This is a genomic window from Rhizobium sp. 01N447_2 (assembly GCF_056399245.1).
The window spans coordinates 82946-95595 of the sequence record NZ_JBFTQY010000010.1; the positions used below are offsets into that span (position 1 = coordinate 82946).

7 protein-coding genes are annotated in these 12650 nt (G+C 61.3%); 5 read left to right on the top strand and 2 right to left on the bottom strand.

The genetic code is table 11. From position 1 onward, the window contains the following. Positions 1-153: 153 nt before the first annotated feature. A complete protein-coding gene (gene polA / locus AC1ECN_RS08390) occupies positions 154-3153 on the bottom strand; it encodes a DNA polymerase I (RefSeq protein ID WP_477952704.1) in 3000 nt (999 codons plus the stop codon). A gap of 543 nt (positions 3154-3696) precedes the next feature. Here polA and AC1ECN_RS08395 point away from each other — a divergent pair. Further along, complete coding sequence (locus AC1ECN_RS08395) at positions 3697-4113, top strand: MarR family winged helix-turn-helix transcriptional regulator (protein ID WP_003544385.1); 417 nt, start codon at positions 3697-3699, stop codon at positions 4111-4113. A gap of 108 nt (positions 4114-4221) precedes the next feature. On the opposite strand, the gene AC1ECN_RS08400 is transcribed toward AC1ECN_RS08395, so the two are convergent. Then, positions 4222-6606, bottom strand: a complete 2385-nt coding sequence (locus AC1ECN_RS08400) for a bifunctional diguanylate cyclase/phosphodiesterase (protein WP_130673360.1) — start codon at positions 6604-6606, stop codon at positions 4222-4224. 213 nt (positions 6607-6819) lie between these two features. Here AC1ECN_RS08400 and AC1ECN_RS08405 point away from each other — a divergent pair, with 213 nt between their 5' ends. From AC1ECN_RS08405 to AC1ECN_RS08420, 4 genes are all read left to right on the top strand, one after another. Then, positions 6820-8208 carry a M20/M25/M40 family metallo-hydrolase gene (locus tag AC1ECN_RS08405; RefSeq protein ID WP_026170767.1) on the top strand — a complete coding sequence of 463 codons (1389 nt, stop codon included), beginning with the start codon at positions 6820-6822 and terminating at the stop codon, positions 8206-8208. Positions 8209-8586: 378 nt separating this feature from the next. Further along, positions 8587-9255, top strand: a complete 669-nt coding sequence (locus AC1ECN_RS08410; RefSeq protein WP_018070370.1) for an SH3 domain-containing protein — start codon at positions 8587-8589, stop codon at positions 9253-9255. A 545-nt stretch (positions 9256-9800) separates the two neighbouring features. Beyond that, positions 9801-10022, top strand: a complete 222-nt coding sequence (locus tag AC1ECN_RS08415; protein ID WP_018070371.1) for a hypothetical protein — start codon at positions 9801-9803, stop codon at positions 10020-10022. Positions 10023-10232: 210 nt separating this feature from the next. Further along, positions 10233-12575, top strand: a complete 2343-nt coding sequence (locus tag AC1ECN_RS08420) for a transglycosylase domain-containing protein (protein WP_477952707.1) — start codon at positions 10233-10235, stop codon at positions 12573-12575. Positions 12576-12650: the final 75 nt, after the last annotated feature.

The window sequence follows — 12650 nt, forward strand, 5'->3', positions numbered from 1 at the left end:
CAATGAGTTCTGGCAGTGAGAAAAATCTTTGCCAATTTTGGCGAGGCGCTCTAAAGCGCGTCGCAATCTTTCAGATTCGCTCGTCGCGCTTTAGGTTTTATTTCCACGCATGTCGTTGTCGCAAAACCGCTGCACAGTTTTGCGCGACATGCTTTAGTGCGCCTCGTCCCAATTGGTGGCGGCGCGGGCATCGACCCTCAGCGGCACGCGCATTTCCAGCGCCGGCATGGTGGCGTTTTCCATGACCGAGACGATGACCGGCATCGCCTTTTCGACATCCCCGTCCTCGACCTCGAAGATGAGTTCATCGTGCACCTGCAGCAGCATGCGGACGCGATCGGCAAGGCCGACTTCAACAAGCGCCGGCTCTATCTTGATCATCGCCCGGCGGATGACGTCGGCAGCCGAGCCCTGGATGGGCGCATTGATCGCCGCACGTTCGTTGAATGCGYGTACGGATGGATTGGACGAGCGGATTTCGGGATAGTTGATGCGGCGACCGAAGATCGTTTCGACGTAACCCTTGTCGCGCGCCATGGCCTTCCGGCTTTCCATATAGTCGCGGATGCCGGGGAAACGCTCGAAATACTTCTTGATGTAGTCGCCGGCTTCCGAACGCTCGATCGAAAGCTGATTGGCAAGGCCGAAGGCCGAGATGCCGTAGATGATGCCGAAATTGATCGCCTTGGCGCGGCGGCGCACCTCGCCCGGCATGCCTTCCACCGGAACGCCGAACATTTCCGACGCCGTCATGGCGTGGATGTCGACGCCATCTTCGAAGGCCTTGGTCAATTGCGGGATCTCGGCCACATGGGCAAGCACGCGCAGTTCGATCTGGCTGTAGTCGGCGGAGATCAGCTTGTGGCCAGGCGTCGAGATGAAGGCGGTGCGGATCTTGCGGCCTTCTGCGGTGCGCACCGGAATGTTCTGCAGGTTCGGCTCCGACGAGGACAGGCGCCCCGTGGTCGTCGATGCCAGCGAGTAGGAGGTGTGGACCCGCTTTGTCTCGGGGTGAACGTAACCCGGAAGCGCGTCGGTATAGGTGGATTTCAGCTTGGTAACTTGGCGCCAGTCGACGATCTTGCGCGGCAATTCGAAACCGGCGGCGGCCAGATCCTCGAGCACCTGGGCGGAGGTGGACCATTGGCCTGTCTTCGTCTTGCTGCCGCCGGAAAGGCCCATCTTGCCGAACAAGATATCGCCCAGCTGCTTCGGCGAACCGATATTGAAACGCTCGCCAGCCAGCACGTAAATCTCGTCCTCCAGCCTTGCTGCACTCTGGGCCAGCTCGCCGGACAGGCGCGACAGGATCTGCCGGTCGACGGTGATGCCGCGCGCTTCCATGCGCGCCAGCACCGGCAATAGCGGCCGCTCCAGCCGTTCATAGACGCTGGTCAATCCCGCCGCCGCCAGCCGCGGCTTCAGCACCAGCCAGAGGCGCAGCGTCACGTCGGCATCTTCGGCGGCATAATGGGTGGCGCGGTCGATATCGACCAGATCGAAGGTGACGTTCGCCTTGCCGCTGCCCGCCACGTCCTTGTAGGGGATCGGCGTATGGCCGAGGAACTTTTCCGAGAGCGGGTCCATGCCATGCGCGCCGGTGCCGGCGTCGAGCACGTAGGAGATCAGCATCGTGTCGTCGAAACTTCTGGTCTCGATGCCGTAGCGCTTCATCAGCAGGTAATCGTATTTCAGGTTCTGGGCGACCTTGAGAACCGATTCGTCTTCCAGCAATGCCTTCAGCCGTGGCAGGGCATCGCCCATGGGAATCTGGTTTTCGGCAAGGCCGCCGCCGAGCAGATCGCCGACGCCGTTCTTGTGGACGAGCGGCACATAGGCGGCGCGGATCTTCGTGCCGGTGGGATCGGCCGTATTGTCAGCGATCGCCAGCGAAAAGCCGACAAGCTCGGCCTGCATCGCATCCAGCGACGTGGTCTCGGTATCGAAAGCAACGAGGCCGGTAGCGCGCGCATCGGCGATCCAGCGGTCGAGCGTCGTCAGATCGCGGATCGTGACATAGGCCGAATGATCGAAGGGCAGCGTCGCAAAGGCTTCGGCCCGCGCCTTGGCAAGATCGGCGGGCGAAAAGGCGCCCTCGACAGCGGTCTTCGCTTTCGCACGCGGCGGCACCGGCATGGATTCGCCAGAAACATCGGGGATGCCGCCAGCAACGGGCTCAGGTTCGGCCGCATCGAGATCCGGGCCGCGGGCAGCCTCACCCCATTCGATGCGAACGATCGCCGGTTCGATGGCGCTCGCATCGCAATCGCAGGCTTCGGCGACACGGCGCGTCAGCGTGGTGAATTCCATCGTCTTGAGGAAGCCGATCAGCTTCGGGCCGTTCTGCGGTTCCAACACCAGCGCGTCGAGATCGAGATCGAGCGGCACATCGGTGCGCAACCGCACGAGGTCGCGCGAGAGCCTGGCCATGTCGATATTGGCGAGGATCGTCTCGCGGCGTTTGACCTGTTTGATCTCGGTGGCGCGTTCGAGCAGGGTGTCGAGATCGCCGTATTCCTCGAGGAGCTGGGCGGCGGTTTTCGGGCCGATGCCGGGAATGCCGGGAACGTTGTCGACGGAATCACCGGTCATCGCCTGCAGGTCGACCATCTTTTCCGGCGGCACGCCCCATTTCTCGATGACATCGGGAATGCCGATCTGCTTGTCCTTCATGCTGTCATACATGTGGACATTGGGGCTGACGAGCTGCATCAGATCCTTGTCGGAGGAGACGACGGTGACATCGGCGCCGGTCGCTTCGGCCTGGCGGGCATAGGTGGCGATGATGTCGTCGGCCTCGAAGCCTTCGGTCTCGATGCAGGGCAGATTGAAGGCGCGGGTCGCCTCTCTTATAAGGCCGAATTGCGGGATGAGCTCTTCCGGCGGAGCGGAGCGGTTCGCCTTGTAGGCGTCGTAGAGATCCTTGCGAAACGTCTTGGCGGAATAATCGAAGATGACGGCAAGATGTGTCGGCGTCACGCCGACATCGGTATTGCGTGCATCCCTCAGCAGTTTCCACAACATGTTGCAGAAACCGGAAACGGCGCCGATCGGCAGGCCGTCGGTCTTGCGGGTCAGCGGCGGTAATGCATGAAACGCCCGGAAGATGAATCCGGAACCATCGACTAGGAAGAGGTGATCGCCTTTTTTCATGCGTGCATGGATAGCGCGGGCATGGGACGAGGTCCATATAGAGTTCGGCATAAAGTTCGGCGCGCGAAAAGGATTATGGCGTTCGGAGCGTCACAGCGCCGCGCGTCCTTTCGGACGCGCAGAGAACGCTGAGCACTTGGCGTTGCTGCATAATTTTATCCTTCGAGCGATTCCGATTCCCGGAATCATGCAGCCGGGATTCCGGCTCACCAAACTGTTACCGATTTGTAACGATGGCCCTCCCTTGAAAAACCACATTCTGAGGCACAAATCCATGTCACCGGCGCTTGATTGCGCCGCGGGTCTGATTACCGGCTTGTCCCCCGCCGCGTCAGGCTTGGACAAAGGCCTTATCCCCCTCTCCGGGCCTTTGTCCCCACTTTAAAGTCGCCATGGCCAACCTCCAGGCCATGGCGACTTTTGTTTTTTCGAGACACTCGAAATTCTGATCGCCGCTTGCATGTTATGGAGCATCGTATGCGATTTGCTACATTGTCTCCGGCATGGTTTTGAGCCTAACTTGCAATCATGGGATTTAACCGCATGGATTCGGGAGCCTACCTTGCCAGCCAGCTGGCGAAGGGTTTTGCCCGCTCGCTGCACCAGCGCGCGGTCGGGCTCGGTTTTTCTCCGGGCCAGTTCCCCATTCTGCTGGAACTCTGGGCCGAGGACGGGCTGACCCAGAAACAGCTTCTCGAGCGGGTCGATATTGAGCAGGCGACCATGGCCAACACGCTTTCGCGCATGGTGCGCGACGGGTTGATCGAACGGCGGCCGCATCCGTCCGACAAGCGGGCGCAACTGCTCTTCCTGACGCCGCGCGCCCGCGCCATGGAGGCCGAAGCGATCGAGACCGCGCGTGAGGCCGACCTGGCGCTGTTTAAAGGTTTTCGAGTTTTCGAGCGCGAGCTGACACTCGAATATATCCGCCGGCTTCTGGAAAACGCCAAGGCGCTCTGACCACTGCATAGTTCCTTAAATCGGAATCGATTTAAGGAAAATTATGCAGCAGTCTAAAAGTGTTACAGCGTCCTTTGCGCGTCTGAAAAGACGCGCGGCGCTGTAAGATCACTCGCCAGCACCATGTGCGCGTCGCAATGACGACACGCCGGTTTCCATCTGCGCGGTCAGGACGTTTTCGTGGGCGGCAAGCTTGATGCTCGGCTCGATATCCGGCTTGCCGAGTAAAAGGCCCTGCACTTGCGCGCAGCCTTCCTCGACGACGATCCGGCGCTGCATCTCGGTTTCCACGCCCTCCGTCACGACAGGCATTCCGAGGCTATGACCAAGGCCGATGATGGCGCGCACGATCGAGCGCGCCCCCGCATCATGTTCCAGCACGCCGGTGAAACTGCGGTCGACCTTGATCTTGTCGAAAGGGAATGAACGCAGGTTGGAAAGCGAGGAAAAACCGGTGCCGAAATCATCCATGACGATGTGCACGCCGAGCTTGTGCAGCCGCAGCAGCGTCGTCATCACCCGGTCGCGATCGCGAATGAGGGCCGCCTCGGTGATCTCGAGCTCCAGCCGGCCGGGCGCAAGCCCGGTTTCGGCGAGGATCGCCTCGATCCGCTCGCAGAGGTTCGGCAGCATGAATTGCACCGGCGAGAGATTGACGGCGATCATCAACGGCAGCGGCCAGCGCACAGCCTCCCTGCAGGCCTGCTGCAACACCCATTCGCCGAGTTGGACGATCGAGCCGCTTTCCTCGGCGATCGGGATGAAGATATCGGGCTCGGTCAAGCCGTGACCTGGCCGGTTCCAGCGCATCAGGGCCTCGTAGCCGCCGATCTCGCCGCTGTGCGCATCGAGGATCGGCTGATAGCTGACGTGGATCTGGTTGCGGATGATCGCATGACGCAGTTCGCTTTCGATCTGGCGGCGGTTCCGTGCCGCCTTATCCATTTCCGCGTCGAAGAAACAGACCTTGCCGCGACCGTCATGCTTGACGCGGTAGAGTGCAGTATCGGCATTGTTGCAGAGTTCTTCAGCAGCAGCGCCATCCGCGGGATAGAGTGCGATGCCGACGCTGACGCCGACGGCGGTCGGGTCGCGCGCCGTGTCCATCTCGGCGGCGAATTCGCCAAGGATATCAGCCGCAAGCTTTTGGGCCGCCGCCGGCTGCTGCCCGGCGAGCTGAATGATGGCGAATTCATCGCCGCCGAGGCGGGCGATCGTATCGCTTTCATCGGCCACGCGGCGCAGGATCGAGGCGACCTTGCGGAGAATACGGTCGCCTTCGGCATGGCCGAAGATATCGTTGACGGCCTTGAAGCGATCGAGGTCGAGATAGAAGAGGGCAACCTCGCTGTTCTTTCGTTCGGCCATCTGCAGCGCCTGCCGGATGCGGGTATCGAACAGCGACCTGTTCGGCAGATCGGTGAGCACGTCGTGGTGGGCGAGATGCTCGATCATCTCCTCGGCCTGCCTGCGCTCGGTGAGATCACGCACCGCCAGCACCTCGCAATTGTGCCCGCGATAGACGATCCTGCTCGCGGTCACTTCGACGGCGATCTCCCCGCCGTCCCTGGTGTTGAGCAGCGTCTCGCTGGGTCTGTTCTGCCCAGTCCCCTGAAAAGCGGTCAAAACAGCCGAGGGCGCCTTGCCGGCAAGACCGGCAAGCTTCCAGCCGGAAAGCTCCTGGAAGCGTTCATTGGCGTCGATGATCCGGCCTTCCCGCAGGATCAGCAGCCCTTCCTGCGAGGCATTCGCCAGCCCCCTCAGATCCGTCAGATGGCTTTCGATAAAGACCACCGCGAGCGCAATCAGAATGAGCGTCGTCGCCGCCACCACGACGATCGCAGCAAGCAGGCTGGCGTCGAGCACCGTTGCCGGAAGCTCTTTGCCGGGATCCGGCACGAGCGTGATGCTGGCCATCGAGATGAAATGGAGAGCGCAGATCGCGAGGACGAAAGTGATTGACGAGGCGAGGAGCCGCCTCAGTCCCTTCAATTGGAAAAAGGCGTGGAAGGCGGCGCTCGACAACAGCGCTCCCGCGAGAACCGCACTCAGCGTCATCAAGGGATCATGAAGGATGACAGCCTGCGTTTCGATCGCCTGCATGCCGGTCAGGTGCATGGAGGCGATGCCGAGCGCCATCAGGGCGCCGCCGCGGATGCGAGAAAACCTGCCGCGGCTTTCCGAAGCAACGAGGATCGCCGCCCACGAACCGACAACCGACAGGAGGAAAGAAAGCGTCGTCAGGCCCAGTTGGTAGCCGATCGGCATGCCGCCGTCATAGGCCAGCATCGCGATGAAGTGCGTTGCCCATACGCCGGTACCGAAAGCGAAAGCCGAGGCGCCGATCCAGAGCTTGCGCCGCCCGGCATCGCATTCCTGGGCGCGGGAAAGCAGCAGCATGGCCGCCATAGCGCCAACGAGGCAGACCGCGGCCGCCGCAAGCACGAGCCGCCAATCGTGGTTGTCCCGAATACATGTGATGACCGAAAACATCCGAACCTCGCACAGCTGAATTCGGTCAAACTATTTAGGTTGTACTAAATAACTGTAAATTGAATTAGTATTACCTTTTATATTATCCGGCAAATCTTCCTGATATTAGTCCATGCCCCGCCGGTCTTTCGCGCCGACGATTTTTTGTTTTTCCGCCTCGCCTGCCTTTCTGGTTTGGTCTATCGTCCGGCCGAATTTCAAAAGGAGTCGAAAATGACCGATGTAAACCAGGTGCTTGCGCGCGCGGATCAGAACCTTTCATCGAGCCTCGACAAGCTGTTCGAACTTCTGCGCATCCAGTCGATTTCCACCGATCCCGCCTATAAAGCCGAATGCCGAAAGGCCGCCGAATGGCTCGTCGCCTATCTTGAAGGGCTAGGCTTTGCGGCCTCGGTCCGCGACACGCCCGGCCATCCGATGGTGGTCGCCCACCATGCCGGCGCTTCCGCCGATGCGCCGCATGTTCTCTTCTACGGCCATTACGACGTTCAGCCGGTCGACCCGATCGAGCTCTGGGAAAATGACCCCTTCGAGCCGTCGATCAAGGATGTCGGCGAGGGCCGCAAGATCCTGACCGGCCGCGGCACCTCCGACGACAAGGGCCAGCTGATGACCTTCGTCGAGGCTTGCCGCGCCTATAAGGAGATCAACGGCGCGCTTCCCTGCCGCATCACCATTCTCTTCGAGGGCGAGGAGGAATCCGGCTCGCCATCCCTGAAGCCCTTCCTCGAAGCCAATGCCGCCGAGCTCAAGGCCGATTATGCGTTGGTCTGCGATACCGGCATGTGGGACCGCGACACGCCGGCGATCGCTGCAGCGCTACGCGGCCTCGTCGGCGAGGAAGTGATCGTGACAGCCGCCGACCGCGACCTGCATTCCGGCCTCTTCGGCGGCGCGGCGGCCAATCCGATCCATATTCTCGTCGAGGCTCTTGCCGGTTTGCATGACGAGACGGGCCGCATCACGCTTGACGGCTTCTATGAAGGCGTTGAGGAAACGCCCGGCAACATCAAGGCGTCATGGGAGACGCTCGGCAAGACCGCGGAGAGCTTCCTCGGCGAAGTCGGCCTTTCCATCCCGTCCGGCGAAAAGGGCCGGTCGGTGCTGGAACTCACCTGGGCTCGGCCGACCGCCGAAATCAACGGCATCTGGGGCGGCTATACCGGCGAAGGCTTCAAGACGGTGATCGCCGCCAAGGCTTCGGCCAAGGTTTCGTTCCGCCTCGTCGGCACGCAGGATCCGGCCGCCATCCGCGAGGCTTTCCGCAGCTATATCAGCTCGAAAATTCCCGCCGATTGCTCGGTCGAGTTCCATCCGCATGGCGGCTCGCCAGCGATCCACCTCTCCTATGATTCGCCTGTTCTGACCAAGGCGAAGAACGCGCTTTCCGATGAGTGGCCGAAACCCGCCATCGTCATCGGCATGGGCGGGTCGATCCCGATCGTCGGGGATTTCCAGAAGATGCTCGGCATGGAATCGCTGCTCGTCGGCTTCGGCCTCAGCGATGACCGCATCCACTCGCCGAACGAGAAATACGAGCTCGTCTCCTACCACAAGGGCATCCGCTCCTGGGTGCGGATTCTTCAGGCGCTGGCCGCCTGAAAGGCGTGCCAGGCAGAATCGCAAAAAACAAAAAGGCCGGTTCGACCCGGCCTTTCGTCATCCGCTCATCTCAGTGCCAGTTCATCCGTGGTCAAGGAGCAAGCGGGTATTGCAATGAGACTGCCGCCGAAAGGTTAACCAACCGTTAACAATGCCGACCCTTTGTCGGAAGCACCACTCGCGGCTCCAAGGCGCTGTCCGACATTTCGCCGTTCAAGCTGCGTTCATCGCGGGCGATATATAAGCCATTGAAAGATAAGACGAATAACAACGCCCTAACACCTGGGGGCGATCGCTCTATCTTTTGTTTCAATGGCATATGCCAAGGAAACGCGGCCAAGCGCTGCCTGAAAAACGTGCCAACAAGGACTGAGAAGCGTGAAAAATCTCTTTGTTAAAATCGCAGCGGTCGGCCTGCTTATGCTGGCGCCTGCCATAGCGCAGGCTGCCGAGGGCTACTCGACGGCGAACGTCAACATGCGTGCGGGTCCGAGCACCCGTTATCCTGCCGTCGCGGTCATCCCGGCCGGTTCTTCCGTTGAGATCCGCGGATGCCTTTCCGACGTCAACTGGTGCGATGTGGAATTCTACGGCGGCCGCGGCTGGGTTTCCGGCCAGTACGTGCAGGCCCTCTACCAGCAGCGCCGCGTCTATGTCGGCCCGCAATATTACCGTCCGCTCGGCATTCCGATGATTCGCTTCAGCGTCGACAATTATTGGGACCGTTACTACCGCAACCGCGATTTCTATCGCGACCGTGACCGCTGGAGCCGCGGCCCGGATTATTACTACCGCGACCGCGACAATCGGGATCGTGACCGCGATCGGGATAACCGGGATCGTGACCGTAACTGGCGCGAGCGGGATGGCGACCGAGATGGGCGCGATCGCGATCGTGACTGGCGCGACGACAATCAAAGGGACGATCGGCAAAGGGACGATCGGCAAAGAGGTGAACGGCAGAGGGACGACCGGAGAGGCGATGATCGCAGGCCTGACCGCAGGAACTTTGATTGCCGCCCTGGCGATCCCTCCTGCGACGAATGAAACAGAAGGGGGACGGCACGCCGTCCTCTTTTGAGGTTTGCCAAGCCAAAGGCAAACACCCAAGAAAAAGCCCGGCGCTCCCCTGGGGGATGCACCGGGCCTGATGTCGATCGGCGCGTGTTGAGGGGAGACGGCCGATCATTCGCGGGACGTGAGGGGTTGTCCCGCTTCTCCATAAACAATCGCGAAGCCTATTGGTTCCGCCTCCCGCACAATTCCTTACATCGGAATCGAATTTAAGGATAAAATTATCCGGAAATTCAAAGTGTTACAGCATCTCTTGCGCCTCTCGAAAAGACGCGCGGCGCGGTAATCTATGTCGTATCGCACGTAACTCGCGCCACAGACTGCGGGTCTTTGTTTTCACGACGCGCGCCGCTTCGCCGGCGAGCGCAAGACAGGAAACGCGGGGGAAGCATCGATCCTCGGACACGGTCACCGACAATTTGATGTGAAGCCATCGCGAGGCTCTTGTTTTGCGGGATTCTTTATTGCAGTTTTGTGAAGTTGCGGATTGATCTTAATCCGTTCGAGGCTGGACCCTGATGACGCAAGACTACCTGGCTTTCTTCGGGCTTTTCGCCCCTCGGGCAGCCGCTACCGATGTTACCATTTGGCATAAACACAACCCACTCCTGCCTGTACGCCTCACCGATGGGGCGAACCTCAACCCTTCCGGCCAGATCTGGCGCCGCTTTCATCTGGGCGAGTGGGAATATAAGCAGGACCCGGAAACGCTCGACGATTACGAGGCCCGCCAGTTCTGAAGGCAATGCTGTCGCCCGGCGCGGTCTGCTTTACTTTCCATTATTAATACCCCGTTAAATCGCCGCATTTACAGTTCAGTCGGATGATCACGGCGGCACTCAAAGTGCTCCAGCGTCCTTCGCGCATCTGAAAAGACGCGCGGCGCTGGAGAAGAGCACCGTTATGCGAAGCTGGCTTCGCGATCGAACATGGGGTGCGACCGGTCCGCGATGGCAGGCAGAGGCAGATCAGGCGACAGAATAGAACCGTCCTTCAGCGGCCGCCCGGCACGCGACGATGACGAATTCTCGCTCGATGCCGACGACCGCATTGCCGGAGGCCGATCCCAGCGCCGCGGCGGCTCGAATCCCCCGCCGCAACGTGCCGCCCCCCGGCGGAAGCGCGAGCCGCAAGAGCGCGAAGGCGGTGGCTTTTTCGGCTTCCTGCGCCGCGTGATCTACTGGTGCGTCGTGCTTTTCATCTGGGCGGGCATCGGCGTTGCCGGGCTCGTGGTCTATTATGGCTCGCGCATGCCGAGCGCCAGCACATGGGCGATCCCGGAGCGGCCGCCGAACGTGAAGATCACCGCCGTCGACGGCAGCGTCATTGCCAATCGCGGCGCCACCGGCGGCGAGGCGCTGTCGCTCGAAAACATGTCGCCCTATATTCCGGAAGCCGTCATCGCCATCGAAGATCGGCGATTCTATTCGCATTTCGGCGTCGATCCGCTCGGCCTCGGCCGGGCTGTCGTGACCAATCTCACGGCTGGTCACATGGTGCAGGGCGGCTCGACGCTGACGCAGCAGCTTGCCAAGAACCTCTTCCTCTCCCCTGAGAGAACGCTGGAACGCAAGGTGCAAGAGGTGCTGCTGTCTCTCTGGCTGGAGCAGAAAYACACCAAGGACCAGATCCTTGCCATGTATCTCAACCGGGTGTTCTTCGGATCGAACGCCTATGGCGTCGAGGCGGCCTCACGTCGCTACTTCAATAAATCGGCGCGTGACGTGAACCTCGGCGAGGCCGCGGTGCTGGCCGGCCTGCTCAAGGCGCCGTCGCGGCTCTCGCCGGCCCGCGATGCGGACGCGGCGAATGCGCGCGCCCAGCTCGTGCTCGCGGCGATGCGCGAGCAGGGTTTCATCACCGATTCCGAAGTCAAGACGGCGATGTCGCAGACCCCGGCTTCGGCCAAGAGCTACTGGTCGGGCGCCGGGCACTATGTCGCCGACATGGTGATGGACGAGCTGCCGGGTCTGATCGGCGACGTCAAGGAAGACGTCATCGTCGATACGACCATCGACAAGTCGCTGGAAAAGAAGGCCGAGCAATCGCTGGTCGACGTGCTCGACAAGGAGGGCGGCAAGCTCGACGCCTCGCAGGCGGCCCTCGTCTCGATCGACGGCACCGGCGCGATCCGGGCGCTGGTCGGCGGCAGGGACTATGCGACAAGCCAGTTCAACCGCGCCGTCAAGGCCAAACGCCAGCCGGGTTCGTCGTTCAAGCCCTTCGTCTATGCTGCCGCACTCGAGAAGGGGCTGACGCCCTATTCGGTGTTCAATGACGCGCCGATCCGGATCGGCGACTGGACGCCCGAAAATTACGAGAAGAAATACAATGGCGAGGTGACGCTGGCGACCGCGCTTGCCAAATCGCTGAATACGGTGGCTGCGCAGCTGGTGATGTATGACGGGCCGGATCAGGTGATCAAGCTCGCCCACCGGCTCGGCATTGAAAGCGAGCTGCAGCCGAATGCCTCGATCGCGCTCGGCACCTCGGAAGTGTCGCTGATGGAACTCACCGCCTCCTATGCCGCCTTCATGAACGGCGGCTACAAGGCAACGCCGCATGTCATCCGCCGGGTGACGACCGCCGAAGGCAAGGTTCTCTACGAAAATACCTATGACAGCCCGCCGCGCGTGCTGTCCGAGCAGATTGCCGCCCAGATGGATACGATGATGATGGGCGTCATCGAGAGCGGCACCGGCAAGAGCGCCAAGATCCCCGGTTGGCAGGCGGCGGGAAAGACCGGCACGACGCAGAATTCGCGCGACGCGCTCTTCGTCGGTTTCACCAGCAACCTCACCACCGGCGTCTGGTTCGGCAATGACGACGGCAAGCCGATGAAGAAGGTGACCGGCGGCGGCTTGCCCGCCAAGGCCTGGAAGGAATTCATGATCGCCGCCCACAAGGGTCTTTCGCCGGCACCGCTCTTCGGCAACGGCCAGTTGATCGCCGATCCGAACAATGGGCAGCCGATGGCGCAGACAGCGCCAGGCGATGGGCAATTGGGCAGCGGGCAGCCGATGACGGCCGAGGCGCCGCCTTCGACGATCGGCGGCATTATTTCCGGCGTCTTCGGCGGCAACGACAATGCAAACCGCTATCCGCAAGCGCCTGCCCGGCAGCAGGGGGCAAGCTCCGGCAATGGCGGCCCGGTTCCGCCCGCAGACATTGCCGAAGGCGGGGGTGCGAACTATGAGGGCATGGTTCCACCCGGCGATGTCGGGGGCGCGCAGACAACCTCTTCCGTCCAGCCGCGGCGCACGACGCTGCTCGATCTGATCATGGGCCAGTGAGATCTTTGCTGTATGCCCCGCACAAGCCCGATGCCCTTAAGCGCGTCGCGATCTTTCAGATTCGCGCCTCGCGCT